This is a genomic window from Pseudomonas thivervalensis, from assembly GCF_001269655.1.
Lineage (GTDB): Bacteria > Pseudomonadota > Gammaproteobacteria > Pseudomonadales > Pseudomonadaceae > Aquipseudomonas > Aquipseudomonas thivervalensis.
This window is the reverse complement of sequence record NZ_LHVE01000012.1, coordinates 307326-329538: the sequence shown is the minus strand read 5'-3', so window position 1 is coordinate 329538 and position 22213 is coordinate 307326. Positions and strand designations below refer to the sequence as shown.

At 64.8% G+C, this 22213-nt stretch carries 8 protein-coding genes (1 of these 8 running past the window's edge); 3 read left to right on the top strand and 5 right to left on the bottom strand.

What is annotated here, in order from left to right; translation table 11 throughout:
- Nucleotides 1-22 precede the first annotated feature (22 nt).
- From AD659_RS17715 to tam, 5 genes are all read right to left on the bottom strand, one after another.
- Nucleotides 23-400: a hypothetical protein gene (locus tag AD659_RS17715; RefSeq protein WP_053123584.1), complete on the bottom strand. Its 378-nt coding sequence runs from the start codon at nt 398-400 to the stop codon at nt 23-25.
- A gap of 256 nt (nt 401-656) precedes the next feature.
- On the bottom strand, nt 657-2480 hold the full coding sequence (locus AD659_RS17710; RefSeq protein WP_053123583.1) for a glycoside hydrolase family 15 protein: 1824 nt from the start codon (nt 2478-2480) through the stop codon (nt 657-659).
- Entirely contained in the window at nt 2473-3273 is an 801-nt protein-coding gene (locus AD659_RS17705) for a glucose 1-dehydrogenase (protein ID WP_053123582.1), read from the bottom strand. The genes AD659_RS17710 and AD659_RS17705 overlap by 8 nt, the downstream gene beginning before the upstream one ends.
- A 208-nt stretch (nt 3274-3481) precedes the next feature.
- Entirely contained in the window at nt 3482-4615 is a 1134-nt protein-coding gene (locus AD659_RS17700) for a cupin-like domain-containing protein (protein WP_053123581.1), read from the bottom strand.
- Nucleotides 4616-4706: 91 nt separating this feature from the next.
- Entirely contained in the window at nt 4707-5477 is a 771-nt protein-coding gene (tam, locus tag AD659_RS17695) for a trans-aconitate 2-methyltransferase (RefSeq protein ID WP_053123580.1), read from the bottom strand.
- A gap of 201 nt (nt 5478-5678) precedes the next feature.
- Between tam and AD659_RS17690 the strand changes: the two genes are divergently transcribed.
- The 3 genes from AD659_RS17690 to AD659_RS17680 all read left to right on the top strand — a co-directional run.
- Nucleotides 5679-6413 (top strand): thioesterase II family protein, encoded by a 735-nt coding sequence (locus tag AD659_RS17690; protein WP_053123578.1) that lies wholly within the window; start codon nt 5679-5681, stop codon nt 6411-6413.
- Nucleotides 6414-6647: 234 nt separating this feature from the next.
- Complete coding sequence (locus AD659_RS17685; RefSeq protein ID WP_053123576.1) at nt 6648-19187, top strand: non-ribosomal peptide synthase/polyketide synthase; 12540 nt, start codon at nt 6648-6650, stop codon at nt 19185-19187.
- Nucleotides 19188-22213, top strand: partial view of a non-ribosomal peptide synthase/polyketide synthase gene (locus AD659_RS17680; RefSeq protein ID WP_053123574.1) — the 5' end (the start) only. The gene runs 8062 nt beyond the window's last position; the window shows 3026 of its 11088 coding nt (coding positions 1-3026); it begins with the start codon at nt 19188-19190; its stop codon lies off the right edge, out of view.

The following is a 22213-nucleotide window of genomic DNA, read 5'->3' as shown; positions in this document are numbered from 1 at the left end:
CTCCGGCAGTGTGCGTTGGTGCTCAGGCGGGTTCCTGGTTGACGTATTTGGCCCGATCCGGGGTGAACGTCACGATCATGTTCGTGCTGGAGCAGGTCAGGGTGCGTTCCTGGGTCAGGTCGATGTCCAGGTCTTCACCGCGCAGGCCCTGCCATTGGGCGAGGTATTTGAGGCAACCGAATTTTTCGTTTTTCTTCAGGCTGCGGCTGACGCCACCTTTCCAGCCCAGCACCGGCAACTCCCCGGCCAGGCAACGTTGCGCCAGTTCGGGAAACCGCACCGCCCGGTCGCGGCCGATTTCCCAGCATTTGATCAGGCCCCGGTCCTGGCCCTCCCAGAGGTCTTCGCGGGTCAGGCCTGTTCGGGGTGGGGTGGTGATGGGGCGTTTGATATGGGTCATGTCAGGTCCTTGAGTCGGGTTTTATCGGGCAGCTCCGCTGCACCCGTGAGAGCATCGATCTTAGGAGGGGTTGGCGGGGCTGGCAACTCGAAAGGGGGCGTAACAATAAATGGGTGACTGGCGGTGATTGCTTCTGTGGCGAGGGAGCTTGCTCCCGCTCGACTGCGCAGCAGGCGCAAAAATCCGGGGGTCGCTTCGCAACCCAGCGGGAGCAAGCTCCCTCGCCACAGAAATCGCGTTCAGGCTGAAGGGCAACTCACGGCTGCCAATGATTTTTCTCCCCACTCAACTTGCGATCCAGGAAGCTCGCCGCGCTGATCAGCGCCAGGTGGGTCAGGGCCTGGGGAGTATTGCCCAGGTGGTAGCCGTGGCTGTCGAACTCTTCGGCGTACAGCCCCAGCGGGTTGGCGTAGCGCAGCAGTTGTTCGAATTCCAGCTGGGCTTTTTCCACGCGGCCGGCGCGGGCCAGGCATTCGACGTACCAGAACGAGCAGGCCGCGAAGGAGCCTTCGATGCCGCTGAGGCCGTCGATGGGGCTGTCGTCGTTGCGGTAGCGATAGACCATGCCGTCGCGCACCAGGCTTTTTTCGATGGCATCGAGTGTCGAGAGCCAGCGCGGGTCGCGGGCGCTGACGAAGCGCACCAACGGCATCAGCAGCATCGAACCGTCCAGGGCGGTGCTGCCCAGGCGCTGGATGAAGTGCTGGTGCTCGTCGTTCCAGAAGTTTGTCCAGATGTCTTGGTAAATGGCCTGGCGCGTCTCGTCCCAGCGGGCGAACGGGGCGGGTAGGGAGCGTTTTTCGGCCAGGCGGATGGCGCGGTCGACGGCGACCCAGCACATCAATCGCGAGTGCAGGAAATGCTGTTTGTCGCCGCGCATCTCCCAGATGCCCACGTCTTGGTCCTGCCAGACAGTGCAAACCTGGTCGATGACCTCGACGGTGTGTTTCCAGCCTTGGTGAGAGATGGCTTCGCCGTATTTGTTGACCAGGTACACCGCGTCCATCAGCTCGCCGAAAATATCCAATTGCACCTGCTCGTAGGCCAGGTTGCCGATGCGCACCGGTTGCGCGTTGCCGAAGCCCTGCAGATGCGGCAACTCGGCTTCCGGCAGTTCCTGCCTGCCGTCCAGGCCGTAGAGGATGTTGAGTTTGGTCGGCTGGTCGCAGCAATCGCTGACTCGGCCGCGCAGCCAGCGCATGTAGGCATTGGCTTCTTCGACGAAACCCAGGCGCATGAAGGCGTAGACCGTGAACGAAGCATCGCGGATCCAGGTGTAGCGGTAATCCCAGTTGCGCTCGCCGCCGCGGGTTTCCGGCAGGCCGAAGGTGGCGGCGGCGAGGATGGCGCCGTGTTTGCGCGAGGTCAGCAGTTTCAGCGCCAGGGCCGAGCGGTTGACCATTTCCCGCCAGCGCCCGCGATAGGTGGATTGGCCGATCCAACCGCGCCAGAACGCCAGGGTCCGTTCCAGGCACATCGCGCTGACATCGCCCTGGAGCCGCGGGTCGTCGATGCCGCCCAGCAGGAACTCGGCGCGCTGGCCTTGTTCCAGGGTGAATTCGGCTACCGCGGCGTTGCCGTCCAGCGTCATAGGCTGATCGCCGCATAAGCGCAGGCTCGGATGCCCCGGCGCGGTGAAACAGATGTGGCTGCCATCCTGGCTCGCGGTCGTCGTGGCCCGGGCGTAGTCATGCCGCACCGCGCAGCGCAGGCGAAACGTCGCACTGCCGACGGTCATGTGGACCTTGCGCATCAGCACCGGCAAGTCGTCTTCGCTGTCGCCGATGGGCAGCAGGTCGGTGATTTCCACCACGGCGCCGTCGCTCAGCCAACGGGTTTGCAGCACGTTGGTGTCGGGCAGGTAGATTTGTTGGCGGCGGGCGTCCGGCAAGTCCGGCGCGAGCTGGAAAATGCCCGCCTCCGGAGTGTCGAGCAACGAACAAAAGATGGACGGGCTATCGAATTCCGGCCAGCAGAAAAAATCGACGCTGCCCCGGTCGTTGACCAATGCGGCGCTGCGCATGTCGCCGATGATGCCGTGGTTCTCGATGGGGCTTTGCGGTTCGTCATGATCAGCCATTGCCGCGAAATCCCGGATAAAGGCTCATCCCGCCATCGATGAACAACGTGGTGCCCACCACATAATCGGACCAGTCCGAGGCCAGCCAGACCACCGCGTTGGCGACGTCCTCCACGTCGCCGATGCGACCGTAAGGAATCAGCTCCAGCAGTTTCTGTTCCTGCTCACCCTCGGTGGCTTCGCGGTTGATAGCCGTGCGGATGGCGCCAGGGGCGATGCTGTTGATGCGGATGCGTTGGTGGCTGGTTTCCTGGGCCAGGCTCTGCATCAGTAGATCGACACCGCCCTTGGACGCCGCGTAATTGACGTGGCCGGCCCAGGGAATGCGCTGGTGCACCGAACTCATGTGGATGATCTTGCCGGCGGCCCGGGACACGCCCTGGCGAATGCCTTGGCGATTGAAGATCCGCAGGGCGGCGCGGGCGCAGAGGAACTGGCCGGTGAGGTTGGTGGCGATCACGGTGTTCCAGTCTTCCAGGCTCATATCGACGGCGGCGGCGTCTTTTTGCAAACCGGAATTGGCCACCAGGATGTCCAGCGTGCCAAAGGCTTCGAGGGCCCGGGCGAACAGTTGCTCGACCTCCTGTTCCTTCGACACATCGGCCCCCACGGCGATGGCGCGGCCGCCGTTGGCGTTGATTTCACGGGCCAGGTCTTGCGCCGGCTCGGCGTTGGAATGGTAGTTGAGCACCACCGCGGCACCGGCATCTGCCAATGCCTTGGCCGAACCCGCGCCAATGCCGGAGCTGGCGCCGGTGACCAAGGCAACCTGTCGGGCGAGGGATATCTGCATGGTCTAGCACCTTGAGTTGAGGGCCTTACCTGCTGACTGGTGGGAGGTGGGTGGAGTTCAGTTGGGTGATGTAGGAGCTGCCGAGCGAAGCGAGGCTGCGATCTTTCCCCTGACACTTGAGTCTCAAGCGAAAGATCAAAAGATCGCAGGCTTCGCCAGCTCCTACACAGCCCAGCGGGAGCAAGCTCCCTCGCCACGAAAGCGGTTGTTACCACCCCCGCCCCGAATTCACCCAGAAATTCACCGACAACGACGTCGACACCGACTCCACCTGGTGGAACCAGCCTTCCGGCAAAAACAGCAAATCCCCAGCCTCCAGCGTCACGCGCAGGAAGGTCACGTTGCGGGCATGGGGGAAGCGTTGGTAGTCCGGCGCATCCGGGTTGAAATCGCAGCCGTCCAGCCCACCCTGGGGCGCCGTAGACCAGGTGCCCAGGGCTTCGCGGTGGTGAGGCGCGGCGAGGGTGAAGGTTTTCTGGCCCCAGACCTGGGCGAACAGGTTGTCGGTGTCGTCGCGGTGCAGCGGCGTCAGGGTGCCCTTGGGGCCGATCCAGATGCGCGGCGGGATGAACAGCGACGGGTCGAAGTAGGGCGGGTACTTGATCTGCTCCATCAACTGCGCCGGCAGGATGTTGTTGCCCATGTAGGCCGGTGGTTCGCCGTCTGCGCCCTTGACCGCCGGACTGTCGAGGGAGGCGATGAAGTCGGCCATGGACGTGGAGCGAAAATCCCGCTCGGTGGAGAAGGTCTTCTTCACGTAGTCGCCGTGGCGGGTGATGCCTTGCAGCTCGGCGAAATGCACCAGGGATTCTTCGCGGCTGAGCTTGAACAACGGCCAGTCCTGCAAGGCATCGCTGATGACCAGGGGAATGCCGTGGGGCAGGTACTGGGCACGGAATTCCTGCACCGACAGCCCGCTGCGAGGCCGCCGTTCCACGCTGCGTTGGGCCGGCAGGCTGGCGGTGAGTTTTTCGCTGAAGCGCGGCGGGGTCGGATACCGCTTGTTCATGTCGACCTTTTCCACCACGCCACCGCCATGCCGGGCATGGTCGATGATCTGCGGCAGCAACGTCGCCAGGCCCATGTTGCCGCCAATCTTCAGGCGACCGCTGGCGAATAGTTCCTCGACATTGGCCATGCCGGCCATGATCCCGAGGAAGTCCTTTTCCGCCACCTCGATGGTCACGTCAGGGCTGGTGTGGCGGCCAGCCTCGGTGCGGCTGCTGGCCTTGACCTCGGACCAGTACGCCTGGTGCGGGCCGAACACGAATTGGAAGACGCCTTCGATACCAACGGCGCTGGCATTGGCGAACAGCTTGCCCAGGATGGTTTGCAGGTCCACGGCGGTCACTCTTGCGGGTTTTTGGTCTTAGCAGGTAACGAGGGCCCGAATCAAAAATTTAGGCCTCGTTACTGCATCATCGACCCTCGCCCTAGCGCGTCGCGACCATGAACACTCGGGGAAACGGCAGCAGCACGGTCCCGTCGTCCAGGGCCGGATACGCCTGTTCGATCGCCTGGAGATACTGCGCCAGATACTGCTCGCGCTGCGCCTCGTCCAGCGGCTCCAGAAACGGTCGTAAGCCGCTGCCCTTGAACCATTCCACCACGCCTGCGGCACCGCCGGCCAAGGGGTGATGGTAGGTGGTGCACCACACATCGACGCGGCTGCAGTGGGGCTTGAGGATCGAATAATAGGTGCTGGTATCCGCCACCTCGGTACGCGAATCAGCCGCCCCGGCCAGTTGGCTGGCCCAAGGCCCGTTGGCGGCGATTTCCCGCATCAAGCGGTGGGAAGGCTGGTGCAGGTTGTCGGGCATCTGGATCGCCAGGCTGCCGCCCGGGGCGAGTTTGTTGACCAGCGAGGGCAGCAGGGTGGCGTGGTCGGGTAGCCATTGCAGCACCGCGTTGGCGAAGATCACATCGAACGGCCCGGGTTCATCCCATTGACCGATGTCGGCCGTATCGAACGCCACGGCGGGCAAGCGTTTGCGTGCGGCCTCGACCATGTCGCTGGAGCTGTCCAGGCCGCGCACCGTGGCGCCGCTGAAATGTTCCACCAACAGTTCGGTGGAATTGCCCGGGCCGCACCCCAGGTCGATCACCGTGCGGGCCTGTACGGGGGGAATGGCGGCGAGCAGGTCCCGGGACGGACGGGTGCGTTCCTGTTCGAAGGTGACGTATTGCTTGGCGGACCAGCCCATGGCGTTCTCCTGTGCGGTGCAGTGAGTCGAGGTGCCGCCAGTATAAGGTCGTGTGGGAAGATGAACCGCGTTATCGTTCATCGCGGGCAAGCCTTGCTCCCACAAGGGGCAGGCATTTCATAGCGAACGTCACGGTTTTGACTAATTCCATGGGTTACGATTTCGTTATCTTCCCTACACGACCGATCGGAGAAAACCGCAGTGACCCAACTGACCCTGCTGTGCCTGCCTTATTCCGGCGCCAGCGCGATGGTGTACAGCCGCTGGCGGCGCACGTTGCCGCAATGGCTGCACGTGCAACCGGTGGAATTGCCGGGGCGCGGGGCGCGCTTCGACGAGCCGCTGCACACCGACATGGGCCCGTTGGCGATGCAACTGGCGCGGGAGCTGTACCCGACGCTCCAGGCCCCGTACGCCTTGTTCGGCCACAGCCTGGGCGCGCTGCTGGCCTGCGAAATCGCCCATGCCCTGCGTGAACTCGGCAGCCCGGAACCGGTGGCGCTGTTTGCCTCCGGCACGGCGGCGCCGACGATGCGGGCCGACTACGATCGCGGTTTCGCCCAGGCGAAAACCGACGCTGAATTGATCGAGCAACTGCGCACGCTCAACGGTACGAGCGAGGAGATCCTGGCCAATGAAGAGCTGATGGACCTGACCCTACCGATCCTGCGGGCCGACTTTTTAATGTGTGGACGCTTCCAGCCACGGCAGCGAGCGCTGCTCAGGTGTCCGGTGCACGTGTTCGGCGGCACGGCCGACAAGGCCACCACAGAGCAGTTGATGGGCTGGCGCCAGGAAACCACGGGCAGCTTCTCGGTGGACATGCTGGCGGGCGGGCATTTCTTCATTCACGAGCACGAGGCCAAGGTGCTGCGGCTGATCAAGGATCAATTGAGCGTGCATCATCGGCGGCATGGGTTGGCGATCAGCGCCTGACCTGCGGATTCCAGAGCGGTTCATCGGTCCCTGTAGGAGCTGCCGAAGGCTGCGATCTTTTGATTTTGATCTGCTGATCTTTCGCTCGGGACTCAATGTGCAGGGGAAAGATCGCAGCCTCGTTGCACTCGTCAGCTCCTACATTCCCAAGCGCTAATTTTTCCGGTTTGCATTCGTTTCATAGGGACGACTTGCCTTTGTGCCTTGTGCCCACTGATTCCGGATACCCCAGAAATGAATGCTGAAGACGCCTTGAAACTTGCTCGCCGGTTTATCGGGTTGCCCCTGGAAAAGCGCCGGATGTTCCTGGCCGCGTTGGCCAAGGAGGGCGTGGAGTTCAGCGGTTTTCCCATTCCCCAGGGCGTCGAGGCCGAGGATCGCCAGGCGTTGTCCTATGCCCAGCAGCGCATGTGGTTTCTCTGGCAACTGGAGCCGGGCAGCGGCGCCTACAACCTGCCGGGAGCGGTGCGGCTCAAGGGCGCGTTGAACCTGCCGGCGCTGGAGCAAGCCTTCGCCAGCCTGATGGCCCGTCATGAAACCCTGCGCACGGTGTTCCAGCGCCAGGCCGACGATAGCCTGCTGCAAGTGCCCTCCAGCGCCGCGCTGGTGATCGGGCGCAGGGACTTCAGTGCCTTGCCGGCGGCCGAGCGCGAGCAGGCGGTGCGCCAGGCCGCCGAAGCCCAATCGATGCAGCCCTTCGACCTGTCCAGCGGCCCCTTGCTGCGGGTCGAACTGCTCACGCTCGACGAGCAGGAACATGTACTGCTGCTGACCTTGCACCACATCGTTTCCGACGGCTGGTCGATGAACGTGCTGATCGACGAGTTCATCCGTTGCTACGACGCCCATGAAGCCGGCGTGGAACCGCAGTTGGCCGACTTGCCGATTCAGTACAGCGACTACGCCCTGTGGCAACGCCGCTGGCTGGAAGCCGGTGAACAGGCGCGTCAGCTCGAATATTGGCAGGCGCAACTGGGCGATGAGCATCCCGTGCTGGAACTGCCCATCGACCACCCACGCCCGGCGATGCCCAGCTATCGCGGCACGCGCTTTGAATTCGCCGTGGAGCCGGCACTGGCCGAGCAACTGCGCGCTACCGCCCAGCAACACAACATCACCCTGTTCATGCTCCTGCTCGGTGCCTTCAACGTACTGCTGCATCGCTACACCGGCCACACCGACATCCGCGTCGGCGTGCCCATCGCCAACCGCAACCGCGCCGAAACCGAGGGGCTGATCGGCTTCTTCGTCAACACCCAGGTATTGCGCACCGAGCTCGGCGGCCAGACCCGGGTCGATGAGTTGCTGCGCACGGTCAAGGAAGCCGCGCTCGGCGCCCAGGCCCATCAGGACCTGCCGTTCGAACGGTTGGTGGAAGCCCTGAAACTGGAGCGCAGCCTCAGCCATACGCCGCTGTTCCAGGTGATGTACAACCACCAGCCGCAAGTGGCCGACATCGCCAGCATTCGCACTGCCTCGGGGCTGGAATTGTCGATGCTGGAATGGCAGGGCCGCACCACGCAATTCGACCTGACCCTCGACACCTGGGAAAAGACCGGCAAGCTGCACGCGGCGCTGACCTACGCCAACGATCTGTTCGACGCCGCCACGGTCGAGCGCATGGCCCGGCACTGGACACGACTGCTGCAAGGCATGGTCACCGACAGCCGCGCGCTCGTCGGTGAGTTGCCGTTGCTCGAAGCCGATGAATATCAGCGCCTGATCCATGACTGGAACCCGGTGGACGCGCCGTTCGACCAGGCGCGGTGCATCCACCAGTTGATCGCCCGCCAGGCCGACGCCACGCCGGATGCCTTGGCCGTCACCTTCGCCAACACGCGCCTGACCTACAGCGAACTCGACGGCCGTGCCAATCGCCTGGCCCATAAGCTCATCGAATTGGGCGTGGGCCCGGAAGTGCGCGTCGGCGTGGCGATGCCGCGTTCCGAACATCTGCTGATCGCCTTGCTGGCAGTGCTCAAGGCCGGTGGCGCCTACGTGCCGCTGGACCCGGACTACCCGGCCGAGCGCGTGGCCTACATGCTCGACGACAGTCGCGCCCGGGTCTTGCTGACAGAACAGGCGGTGGCGGCGACGCTCAGCGTGCCGGCTGAAACTGCCGTACTGATGCTGGATCGGATCGAGTTGGGGCAGTACTCACTCAATGCACCGATTACCCACGTCACGCCAGACAACCTCGCCTACGTGATCTACACCTCCGGTTCCACCGGCCAGCCCAAAGGCGTGGCGATTGCCCATCGCAACGTGCTGGCGCTGATCGACTGGTCCCGATCGGTCTACAGCCGCGACGACATCCAGGGTGTACTCGCCTCCACGTCGGTGTGCTTCGATTTGTCGGTGTGGGAACTGTTCGTGACCCTGGCCAACGGCGGCTCACTGATCATCGCCCGCAATGCCCTGGAGTTGTCGCAACTGCCGGCCCGGGACCAGGTGCGCCTGATCAACACCGTGCCCTCGGCGATTGCCGCGTTGCAGCGCGGCGGTGAGATCCCGGCCAGCGTGCGGATCATCAACCTGGCCGGTGAGCCCTTGAAACAAAGTTTGGTAGACGCCCTGTACGGTGGGAGCGAGCTTGCTCGCGATAGCGGCGGGTCAGCCCCCCATGGGCCAACTGACAGGACGCCATCGCGAGCAGGCTCGCTCCCACAAGGGATAGCGCATGTCTATGACCTCTACGGCCCCTCGGAAGACACCACCTATTCCACCTGGACCCGCCGCACCGCCGGCGGCACGGCGAACATCGGCCGGCCCCTCAAGCACACCGCCAGCTACCTGCTCGACGTCGACCTGCAACCGGTGCCCCAAGGCGTTTCGGCAGAGCTGTACCTGAGCGGCGCGGGCATCACCCGGGGTTACCTCGGCCGCGCCGCGATGACTGCCGAGAAATACGTGCCCAATCCGTTCTCCAGCCGTGGCGAACGCCTGTACCGCACCGGCGATCTGACCCGTTACCAGGCCGACGGTGCCTTGCAGTACGTCGGCCGCATCGACCATCAGGTCAAGGTCCGCGGCTTCCGTATCGAACTGGGCGAAATCGAAGCGCGCCTGCTGCAACAACCCCAGGTGCGCGAATTGGCGGTGCTGGCCCAGGACGGCGAGCACGGCCAGCAACTGGTGGCCTTCATCGTGCCGAGCGAGGCCACGGTACTGACCGAGGCCGAGCGCCAAGTGCAATTGCGCGAAACCCTGAAGGCTGCCCTGCGTGAACACCTGCCGGACTACATGGTGCCGGCCTACCTGGTGTTCCTCGCAGAACTGCCGCTGACCCCCAACGGCAAGCTCGACCGCAAGGCGCTGCCGGCCATTGACGGCAGTGAGCAGCAGCGTGAATTCGTCGCGCCCCACAGTCCGATGGAAAAAGCCCTGGCGGCGATCTGGCAAGACGTGCTGAACCTCGACAGCATCGGCCTGGAAGACAACTTCTTCGAGCTGGGCGGCGACTCCATCGTTTCCATGCAAGTGGTCAGCCGGGCGCGGCAGGCCGGGATCGTGCTCAATCCCAAAGCGCTGTTTCAACATCAGACCCTGCGCAGCCTGGCGCTGGTCGCGCGCCAGGGCGACAGTCATGCAATCGATCAGGGCCTGGCGCGTGGTGCGGTGCCGTTGACGCCGGTGCAGCAGTGGTTCTTCGAGCGTGACATTCCCGAGCGTCAACACTGGAACCAGTCACTGTTGCTAGTGCCCGGCGAACCCCTCGACGCCGTGGCATTGGCATCGGCCCTGGCCCGTTTGGCGGAGCACCATGACAGCTTGCGCCTGCGTTTTACCCAAGTGAACGGCCACTGGCAGCAAGTCTATGCCGAGCCGTCGGCGGCCAGCCTGTTGTGGCAGCGCCAGGCGACGTCGGTCGAACAGCTCAACGCCCTGTGCGACGACGCCCAGCGCAGCCTCGACCTGGAAGACGGACCGCTGCTGCGGGCCTTGCTGGTGGACATGGCCGATGGCAGCCAACGCGTGTTGCTGGCGATCCATCACTTGGTGGTGGACGGTGTTTCCTGGCGCGTCCTGCTAGACGATCTGCAACAGTTCTACCGTCAATTGCGGGCCGGCCAGGCGATCCAGGTACCGGCCAAGACCAGCGCTTATGGGCAATGGGCCGCGCACCTGCAGGGGCATCTCGATGGCTTCATGGGCAGCCTCGATTACTGGCGCGCCCAGGGTCATGCGCCGGCCGGCAACGGCTTGCCGTGCGACTACCCCGAGCGGCTGCTGGAGGTCCGTGACGAGCGCAAGGTGCAAGTGCGGCTGGGCGCTGAACAGACCCGCCAACTGCTGCAACAAGCGCCCAAGGCCTACCGCACCCAGGTCAATGACCTGCTGCTGACCGCCCTGGCTCGTACGGTGTGCCGTTGGACCGGCCAGGACAGCACGCTGATCCAGCTCGAAGGCCATGGCCGTGAAGACCTGTTCGAGGGCATTGACCTGACCCGCACCGTCGGCTGGTTCACCAGCCTGTTCCCGGTCAGCCTCAGCCCGGCGCCGGCATTGAGTGCGTCGGTCAAAGCCATCAAGGAACAACTGCGCGCCGTGCCGGACAAGGGCCTGGGTTATGGCGTGCTGCGCTACCTGGGCGAACCTTCGGTGCGTGCTGAACTGGCGGCCTTGCCAGCACCGCGCATCACCTTCAACTATCTGGGCCAGTTCGACCGGCAGTTCGACGACGGCGCGCTGTTCGTGCCGTCCAGCGAAGGCAGTGGCGCGGCGCAACATGCCCGGGCACCGTTGGCGAACTGGTTGACAGTGGAGGGCCAGGTCTACGGCGGCGAGCTGTCCCTGAACTGGGGCTTCAGCGAGCGGATGTTCAAGCAGCAGACCATCGAGGCATTGGCGGCGGACTACCTCGCCGAACTGAGGGCGTTGATCGAGCATTGCTGCGCGCTTGAAGCGCCCCAGGCCACGCCCTCGGACTTCCCCCTGGCCCGCATCAGCCAGGCGCAACTCGACAGCCTGCCGGTGGCCGCCGGGCAGCTCGACGATCTCTATCCGTTGTCGCCGATGCAACAGGGCTTGCTGTTCCACACCTTGTACGAGCAGACGGCGGGGGAGTACATCAACCAGTTGCGGGTGGACGTCCAGGGCATCGACGCACAGCGCTTCGCCGACGCCTGGCAGGCGACCCTCGACGCCCACGATATCCTGCGCAGCGGCTTTGTCTGGCAGGGCGACCTTGAACAGCCGTTGCAGATCGTTCATCGCCAGGTCGAATTGCCGTTCACCGCGCTCGATTGGCGCGGACGCGATCACCTCGCCGAGGCCCTGAATGAGCGTGCCGACGCCGAGCGCCGTCAGGGCTTCGACCTGGCCCAGGCGCCGTTGCTGCGTCTGGCGCTGGTGCAGACCGAGGCCGACGGCTGGCACCTGATCTACACCCATCACCACATCCTGATGGACGGCTGGAGCAACGCTCAACTGCTCGGCGAAGTATTGCAGCGCTACAGCGGCCGCTTGCCCAAGGCCAACGCCGGGCGCTATCGCGACTACATCGCCTGGCTGCAACGCCAGGATGGCCAACTGAGCGAGGCTTTCTGGACCGCTCAACTGGCAACCCTGCAGGAGCCGACGCGGTTGGCGCGCGTCATGTCCGCCAGTGAAATCCACAGCGGCCATGGCGATCACTTCCAGACCCTGGACGCGACCCGCACCCAGGCCTTGGAACAGTTCGCCCGCCAACAGAAAGTCACTGTCAACACCTTGGTGCAAGCGGCGTGGCTGTTGCTGCTGCAACGCTACACCGGCCATGACAGCGTCGCCTTCGGTGCCACCGTGGCCGGGCGTCCGGCAGATCTGCCGGGCATCGAGCAACAGGTCGGCCTGTTCATCAACACCTTGCCGGTGATCGCCGCGCCGCGTCCGGACCAAACGGTCGGTGCCTGGCTACAAGCCGTGCAGGCACAGAACCTCAGCCTGCGGGAGTTCGAGCACACGCCGTTGGCGGACATCCAGCGCTGGGCCGGGCAGGGCGGCGAGGCGCTGTTCGACAACATCCTGGTGTTCGAGAACTACCCGATTGCCCAAGCCCTGGCAGCAGGTGCCGGGCAGGGCGCGGTGTTTGGCGACGTTAGCCATCTGGAGCAAACCCATTACCCATTGAGCGTGGCCGTGACCCTCGGCCAGACCCTGGCGCTGCACTACAGCTTCGACCGGGCGCATTTCAGCCAAGCGGCCGTCGAAGACATCAGCGCGCATCTGTTGCAGTTGCTGGAATGCTTCGCCGAATCGCCTGCGCGCAACCTCGGGCAAATCGCCCTGGTCAGCACCGAGGAGCAGGCACGGCAACAGGCTGCCAACCACCCGCAACCTTACCCGACCGACATCGCCGTGCATCAGCGCATTGCCCATCTGGCGGCGCAGAAGCCCCACGCCACGGCGGTGATTTTCGACGGCGAGCGTTTCAGCTATGGCGACATCGATCGTCGCGCCAACCAGTTGGCCCACGCCTTGATTGCCCGTGGCGTGGGTCCGGAAACCCGCGTTGGCGTGGCCCTGCCGCGCAGCGAAGGGGTGATCGTCGCGCTGCTGGCGGTGCTCAAGGCCGGCGCCGCCTATGTGCCACTGGACACCAGTTATCCGCGGGAACGCCTGGCGTACCTGATCGAGGATTCCGGGTTGGCGTTGTTGCTCACCGACTCCCGGGTGTCGGCGCAACTGCCGCTGGAGGGCGCCAATCAAGTGCTGGAACTCGACCGCCTGGACCTGAGCCTGCAATCGGCGGATGCACCCTCGGTCAGCGTCGATCCGCAGAACCTCGCCTACGTGATCTACACCTCCGGTTCCACCGGCAACCCCAAGGGTGTCAGCGTGGCCCACGGTCCGCTGGCGATGCACTGCCAGGCCATCGGCGAGCGCTACGCGATGCGCGACAGCGATTGCGAATTCCATTTCATGTCCTTCGCTTTCGACGGTGCCCACGAGCGCTGGCTCACCAGCCTGACCCACGGCGCCTCGCTGCTGATTCGCGACGACAGCCTGTGGACCCCGGAACAGACCTATAACGCCATGGGCGAGCACGGCGTGACGGTGGTGGCGTTCCCGCCGGTGTACCTGCAGCAACTGGCCGAGCACGCCGAGCGCGAGGGCAACCCGCCGAAGGTGCGCATCTATTGCTTCGGTGGCGATGCAGTGCCCAACGCCAGTTTCGAACGGGTCAAGCGTGCACTCGATCCGGACTTCATCATCAACGGCTACGGCCCGACCGAAACCGTGGTTACCCCGCTGATCTGGAAGGCTGGCCGCGACGTGGCGTGCGGTGCCGCCTATGCGCCCATCGGCAGCCGCATCGGCGACCGCAGCGCCTACGTGCTCGACGCCGACTTGAACCTGCTGCCCCAAGGCATGGCCGGTGAGCTGTACCTGGGCGGCACCGGGTTGGCGCGGGGTTACCTGAACCGTCCGGGCCTGACGGCCGAGCGGTTTGTCGCCGACCCATTCAGCACCTGCGGCGGCTTGCTCTACCGCACTGGAGACCTGGTGCGCCAACGCGTCGATGGTACCTTCGACTACCTCGACCGTATCGACAACCAGGTGAAGATCCGCGGCTTCCGCATCGAGCTGGGTGAAGTCGAAGCCAGCCTGCAAGCCCTCGACGGCGTGCGCGAAGCGGTGGTGGTGGCCCAGGAAGGCACCGCCGGCAGCGGCAAGCGCCTGGTCGCCTACGTGGTGGCCGATGAACCGGTGCCGAAGGATTTCGCCGAGCGCCTGCGCGAACAACTCAAGGCAACGTTGCCGGCGCACATGGTCCCGGCTTATCTGCTGTTGCTCGACCGCCTGCCGCTGACCCCCAACGGCAAGCTCGACCGCAAGAACCTGCCCAAGCCCGACGTCAGTCAATTGCAGCAAACCTACGTGGCACCGCGCAGCGCGCTGGAACAGCAACTGGTGTCGATCTGGCAGGACGTGCTCAAGCTCGCGCAAGTAGGCCTGCGGGACAACTTCTTCGAACTGGGCGGCGACTCCATCGTCTCGATCCAGGTGGTCAGCCGCGCACGCCAGGCCGGTATCCACTTCACCCCCAAGGATTTGTTCCAGCACCAGACCGTCGAGGCCCTGGCGGCGGTGGCGCAGATGGGTGCCCCGCTGCAAGCGATCGACCAACGTCCGGCCACCGGCGAAACGGTGCTGCTGCCGATTCACCAGTGGTTTTTCGCCCAGGCGATTCCTGACCGTCATCATTGGAACCAGTCGGTGATGCTCAAGCCGACGCAGGCGCTGGACGCCCAGGCGCTGGAGCGGGCATTGAACGGCCTGGTCGCGCACCACGACAGCCTGCGCCTGGCGTTCACCGAACAGGCCGGAGGCTGGACGGCACATTACCGTGACGAGGTTGCCGAGGGTATTGTCTGGCAAGCCGAGGTCGCCGATCTTGCCGCGCTGCAAGCCTTGGGCGACCAGGCCCAGCGCAGCCTGCAACTGGACGGCGGCACGCTGATCCGCGCGGTGCTGGCGAACCTCGCCGATGGCACCCAGCGCCTGTTGCTGATCGTGCATCACCTGGTGATCGACGGGGTGTCCTGGCGGATCCTCGTCGAAGACCTGCAAACGGCTTATCGGCAGGCACTTGTCGGCGCAACCGTGCAGTTGCCGGCCAAGACCAGCCCAATCAAAGCCTGGACCGAAGCGTTGCAAGGCTACGCCAGCGGTGCATCCTTGCAGGCCGAGCTGGGGTTCTGGCAGCAGCAGTTGCAAGGCGCCTGCACGGCGTTGCCATGGGATAACCCCCAGGGCGGACAGCAACATCGCCAGGCCCTGACCATTCGCTCGTCATTGGACAAGTCCCTCACCCGGCAACTGTTGCAAGAAGCCCCGGCGGCCTATCGCACCCAGGTCAATGACCTGCTGCTCACCGCCCTGGCGCGGGTGATGGTGCGCTGGACCGGCGCTGACAGTGTGCTGCTGCAACTCGAAGGCCACGGCCGTGAAGAGCTGTTCGAGCACATCGACCTGACCCGCACGGTCGGCTGGTTCACCAGCCTGTTCCCGGCCCGCTTGACGCCCGCAGCCGACCTCGGCGCTTCGCTGAAGCAGATCAAGGAACAGTTGCGCGCCATCCCCAACAAGGGCATCGGTTTCGGTGCCCTGGCGCACCTGGGCGATGGGCCTGCGCGGCAAGCGTTGCAGGCCTTGCCGACGCCGCAACTGACCTTCAACTACCTCGGCCAGTTCGACGGCAGTTTCGCCGCGACTGACGATGCCCTGTTCGTGCCCACCGATGAGCATGGCGGTGCCGAGCTGAACCTGCAGGGCCCGCTCGGCAGCCCGCTGGCGCTGGACGGCAAAGTCTTCGGCGGCGAGCTGGACTTGAGCTGGACCTTCAGCGGCGAGCTGTTCCAGGCCGCGACCATCCAACGGCTGGCCGACGACTACCTGCAAGAACTCTCCGCGCTCATCCGGCATTGCTGCGACAACCAGCACCGTGGTGTGACCCCGTCGGACTTCCCGCTGGCGCGGCTGACCCAGGCGCAACTGGACACACTGGTCCAAGCACCCCAGGCCATCGACGACCTCTACCCGTTGTCGCCGATGCAGCAGGGCATGCTGTTTCACTCCTTGCTCGGGCAAGGCAGTGGCGACTACATCAACCAGATGCGCCTCGACGTCGAGGGCGTCGATCCGCAACGTTTCCGCGCCGCCTGGCAAGCGGTGGTCGATGCCCATGACATCCTGCGTACCGGGTTTTTCTGGCAGGGCGACCTGGAGCAGCCAGTACAAATCGTCCAGCGTCAGGTCGAGGTGCCGTTCCGTGTGCTCGACTGGAACGGGCGGACGGAAATCGATGGCGCCTTGCAAACCCTCGCCGATGAAGAGCGGGCTCAAGGCGTGGACCTGACCCAGGCGCCGCTGATGCGCCTGGTGCTGGTGCGCACGGCGGCTGATCGGCATCACCTGATCTACACCAACCATCACATCCTGATGGACGGTTGGAGCAGTGCGCAGTTGCTCGGCGAAGTGTTGCAGCATTACCGCGGCGACAGCGTGGCCCGTCCGGCGGGTCGTTATCGCGATTACATCGCCTGGCTGCAACGCCAGGACGCGAGCCTCGGCGAAGGGTTCTGGACGCAACAGTTGCGCACGCTGGATGAGCCGGTGCGCCTGGCCCAGGTGTTTGCGCGCCCGGCGCAGGACGTCTCGGCGAACCAGTACGGCCATCATCGCGTGCAATTGGATGCGATGCAGACCCAACGCCTGGCCGAGTTCGCCCGCGAATCCAAAGTCACCGTCAACACCTTGGTGCAAGCGGCCTGGCTGCTGCTGTTGCAGCGCTACACCGGCAAGGCCAGCGTGGCGTTCGGTGCGACGGTGGCGGGGCGGCCGGCGGACCTGGTGGGCGTCGAGGGCCAGATCGGCCTGTTCATCAACACTTTGCCGGTCATCGCCAGCCCGCGCCCGGAACAGGCGCTGGGCGACTGGCTGCACAGCGTCCAGGCGCAGAACCTAGCCTTGCGCGAGTTCGAGCACACGGCGCTGTTCGACATCCAGCGCTGGGCGGGCCTGGGCGGCGAAGCGTTGTTCGACAACATCCTGGTGTTCGAGAACTACCCGATTTCCGAAGCCTTGGAACACGGTGCGCCTGAAGGCTTGCGTTTCGGTGCCGTGGATAACCTGGAACAGACCAACTACCCGCTGACCTTGCTGGTCAGCCTCGGTGCCGAGTTGGCGGTGCAGTTCAGCTACCAGTGCGCCAGTTTTGCCGAGGCCTCGGTCGAGCAGATCGGTGTGCATCTGCAGCGCTTGCTGGTGCAAATGACCGCCGCTGGGCAACGTCCCCTGGGCGAGTTGAGCTTGCTTGACGACGGTGAAACCCATCAGCACGTGCGAGGCTGGAACGCCACCGCGGCCGACTATTCGGATGAGCGTTGCGTGCATCGGCTGTTCGAGGCCCAGGCCCGCCAAACGCCGAATGCCACGGCGCTGGTGTTCGCCGAGCAGGCGCTGAGCTACGCCGAACTCAACGTCCGGGCCAACCGCCTGGCCCATCGCTTGATCGAACAAGGCGTGGGGCCCGATCAATTGGTCGGGGTCGCGCTGGAGCGTGGCGTGGAGATGGTTGTCGCCCTGCTGGCGGTCCTCAAGGCCGGTGGCGCCTATGTGCCGCTCGACCCGGCGTTCCCCCAGGACCGCCTGGCCTACATGATCGAAGACAGCGGCGTTGAACTGCTGCTGACCCAACGTTCGCTGCTCAACCAATTCGCGGCATTCTGTGGGAGCGAGCCTGCTCGCGATGGCGGTAGTTCAGTCAATGGTGATGGTGGGAGTGCCGACGCTATCGCGAGCAGGCTCGCTCCCACAGGAGTTTGCGTCACCACGCTGGTGTTGGATCAGGAGGGTGGCTGGCTCGACGGTAATGCCTGCGAGGCGCCGGCGACTCGCCTGGATGCGGAGCACTTGGCCTACGCGATCTACACCTCGGGCTCCACCGGCAAGCCCAAGGGCGTGATGGTGCGCCATGGGGCATTGGTGAATTTTGTCACCAGCATGACCCGTGAGCCGGGCATCGCCGCCAGTGATCGGGTGCTGTCGCTGACCACGTTCTCGTTCGACATCTTCGGCCTGGAACTCTACGGCGCGCTGTTGAGCGGTGCCTGCGTGGTGCTGGTGGACAAGCAGAGCGCCCACGACCCCGAGGCGCTGCTCAAGACCATCGATCGGCAGCAGGTCAGCGTGGTCCAGGCCACGCCATCGACCTGGCGCATGTTGCTCGACCACCCGGCGTCCGCCTTGCTGGCGGGGCGCAAATGCCTGTGCGGTGGCGAGGCGTTGGCCGAGGACCTGGCCGAGCGGCTGCTCGATGTCGCCGGTGAAGTCTGGAACCTGTATGGCCCGACCGAAACCACCATCTGGTCGGCGGCCTACCGCTTGACCGCCGAGCAGCGCCTGCCGTACCTCGGCCGGCCGATTGCCAACACCGCGTTGTACATCGTCGGCGATCACTTCGCGCCGAACCCGGTCGGGCTGATCGGCGAACTGCTGATTGGCGGCGATGGCCTGGCCCGGGGTTACCACGACCGGGCGGCGCTTACCGCCGAGCGCTTCCTGCCGGACCCGTTCGGCAATGGTGCGCGGGTGTACCGCAGCGGTGACCTGGCGCGCCAGCGTGGCGACGGCGTGATCGAGTACCTCGGCCGGGTCGACCATCAGGTGAAGATCCGCGGCTTCCGCATCGAACTGGGGGAAATCGAAGCCTGCCTGCTGGCCCAAGAGTCGATCCGCGAAGCGGTGGTGGTGCCACAACAAGGGCCGGGCGGCCTGCAGTTGGTGGCCTACCTGATCGCTGCCCATCCAGAGACGGCGGAACCGGCGGCCTTGCGCGACGCCCTCAAGGCGCAGCTGGCGCCGTTGCTGCCCGACTACATGATGCCGGCGCACTGGCTGTTGCTCGAACGCTTCCCGCTGACCCCCAACGGCAAACTCGACCGCAAGGCCTTGCCGCTGCCGGACGCCCAGCAACTGCTGCGTGCCTACGTGGCGCCCGAGGGCGCGCTCGAGCAGGGCATCGCTGACATCTGGCAAGACGTGCTCAAGCTCGAACGGGTAGGGCGTGACGACAACTTCTTTGAACTGGGCGGGCATTCCCTGCTGGCGACGCAAGCGACGGCGCGCCTGCAAATGCAGCAAGGCGCCGCGGTGCCCCTGGACTTGCTGTTCAGCACCACGTCCCTGGCCGACTACGCCGCCCAACTGGCGGCCCACCTGAGCCCTCACTCCAGCGACGACCTGAGTGAGATGCATGATTTCCTGGCAGACCTGGAGACCCTTTGAATGACTCAGCTCGATAACCTGTCTCTGGTTCAGCGATTCATCCGTTTACCGCTCGCCCAACGGCAAGCGTTCCTGCACAAGCTGCACAGCAAGCACATGAGCCTGGCGGCGTTGCCGATCCCGGCGATGCGCGACGAGTTCGCGACGCTCGACCTGTCCTACGCCCAGGAGCGCCAGTGGTTCCTCTGGCAACTGGACCGCCACAGCGCCGCCTATCACGTGCCCACGGCGCTGCGCTTGCGCGGCGCTCTCGAACTGCCGGCGCTGCAACGCAGTTTCGACGCCTTGCTGGCCCGTCACGACGTGCTGCGCACCGTGTTCGTCGACAGCCCGGAAGGGCCCCAACAGGTGGTGCAGGCGAGTTTGAGCCTGGCGATCGAGCCCCAGATGGTATCGGGGCCAGTGGATGACGCCGCGCTCAAAGCCCTGATCGATGACGAGATCGCTGGATTGTTCGACCTGCAACAAGGGCCGCTGCTGCGGGTCAAGCTGCTGCAACTCGCCGCGGACGATCATGTGCTGGTGCTGACCCAGCACCACATCATCTGCGACGGTGCGTCGGCGCGGATCATGGTCAACGACCTGGTCCAGCTCTACGCCGCTCACCGCAGCGGTCAGGCGCCGGCCCTGGCAACCTTGCCGATCCAATACGCCGACTATGCGATCTGGCAGCGCAAATGGATGGAGGCCGGCGAGCTGGAGCGGCAACTGGCCTATTGGACCGAACGGCTGGGTGACGGCGGCGAAGTCCTGCCGTTGCCGACGGACCGCCCGCGTCCGGCGGTGCAGAGCCATCGCGGCGCACGCCTGGACCTGACTTTCGATGCCGCGCTGACCCAGGGCCTGAAGCAACTGGCCCAGCGCGAAGCCTCGACGCTGTTCATGGTCTTGCTGGCCTCGTTCCAGGCCTTGTTGCACCGTTACAGCGGCCAGTCGGACATCCGTGTCGGCGTGCCGGTCGCCAACCGCAATCGCCCGGAAACCGAGGGCCTGATCGGCTTTTTCGTCAACACCCAGGTGCTCAATGCCCAGGTGCGAGGTGACTTGCCTTTCGAGCAATTGCTGGCGCAGGTCAAGCAGGCTTCGCTGGGGGCGCAGGCCCATCAGGACCTGCCGTTTGAGCAATTGGTGCAGGCACTGGCCCCCCAGCGGCAGGCGAGCCATAGCCCGCTGTTCCAGGTGATGTTCAACCACCAGAGCAACGGCGCGGCCCAGGCCTTGCAATTGCCTGGGTTGCAGGTCGAGAGCCTCGACTGGAGTTCCCACACCGCCCAGTTCGACCTGACCCTCGACACCTTGGAAGCCGAGGGCGAATTGGGTGCGGCGTTGACCTATGCCACCGACCTGTTCGACGCCAGCACCGTGCAACGCCTGGCCGAGCACTGGCTGAACCTGCTGCGCGGCATCGTCGCCAATCCCAGCCAACGCATCGGTGAACTGCCACTGCTGGCGGCCACCGAGCAACAGCAGCACATCGCCCAATGGAACCCAGCCCCGCAGAGCTTCCCGGGCGAGACGTGCCTGCATCAACGCATCGCCGAACAGGCGCGTTTGCGTCCCGACGCCATCGCGTTGCGTTTCAACGCGCAAACCCTGACCTACGGCGAACTCAACACCCAGGCCAACCGCCGCGCCCATCAGTTGATTGCCCACGGCGTCGGCCCCGATGTGTTGGTGGGGCTGGCGGCCGAACGGGGTTTCGACATGCTGGTGGGCCTGCTGGCGATCCTCAAGGCCGGCGGCGCCTACGTGCCGCTGGACCCGACGTATCCCCAGGAGCGTCTGGCCTACATGATGCAGGACAGCGGCATTCGCTTGCTGCTGACCCAAGCGGCCCTGATCGATCAGTTACCGGTGCCGGATGGCGTGCAAACGCTGCTGTTGGACGCCGATGTCAGCGCCTTCACCGACAGCGATCCGCGCGTAGCAATGGACGCCGCGAACCTCGCCTACGTGATCTACACCTCCGGTTCCACCGGCAATCCGAAGGGGACGTTGCTGCCGCACCACAACGTGCTGCGCCTGTTCGAGGCCACCGAACCCTGGTTCAACTTCGGCGCGGAGGATGTCTGGAGCCTGTTCCATTCCTACGCGTTCGACTTCTCGGTCTGGGAAATCTTTGGCGCACTGCTGCACGGCGGTGAATTGTTGATCGTGCCGTACGACATCAGCCGCTCACCGCAGCAGTTCCATGAACTGCTCTGTGACGCCGGGGTGACGGTGCTCAACCAGACGCCGTCGGCGTTCAAGCAATTGATGCACGAAGCCTGCGCCGATGACCGGACCAACGCCTTGCGCTACGTGGTGTTCGGCGGCGAGGCGCTGGACGTCAAATCCCTGCGCCCATGGTTCGAGCACTTCGGAGATGCAGCGCCGCAATTGATCAACATGTACGGCATCACCGAAACCACCGTGCACGTGACCTACCGTCCTCTGTCGATAGTGGACCTGGAACAGGACGCCAGCAGCCCGATTGGTGAGCCGATTGCCGACCTGTCGTGGTACTTGCTGGACGGTGATTTGAACCCCGTGCCGAAAGGCTGCATCGGTGAACTGTACGTCGGTCGCGCCGGCCTGGCCCGGGGCTACCTGAACCGTGGCGACCTCACCGCATTGCGTTTCATCCCCGACCCGTTCGGCGAAAGCGGCGCACGGCTGTACCGCACCGGCGACCTGGCGCAGTACCGCAGTGATGGCGTGATCGAGTACATCGGCCGCATCGACCATCAAGTGAAAATTCGTGGTTTCCGCATCGAACTGGGCGAGATCGAAGCGCGCCTGAGCGCCCTGGCAGCGGTGCGCGAAGCGCTGGTGCTGGCCCAGGAAGGGCCGAGCGGCCAGCAACTGGTGGGCTACGTGATCCCGACGCACATCGGCGAGGATCCCGCCGGCCTGCGCGATCAAATCAAGACTCAGCTCAAGGCCGATCTGCCGGACTACATGGTGCCGACGCACCTGTTGTTCCTCGACCAATGGCCGTTGACCGCCAACGGCAAGCTCGACCGCAAGGCCTTGCCCACCGCCGA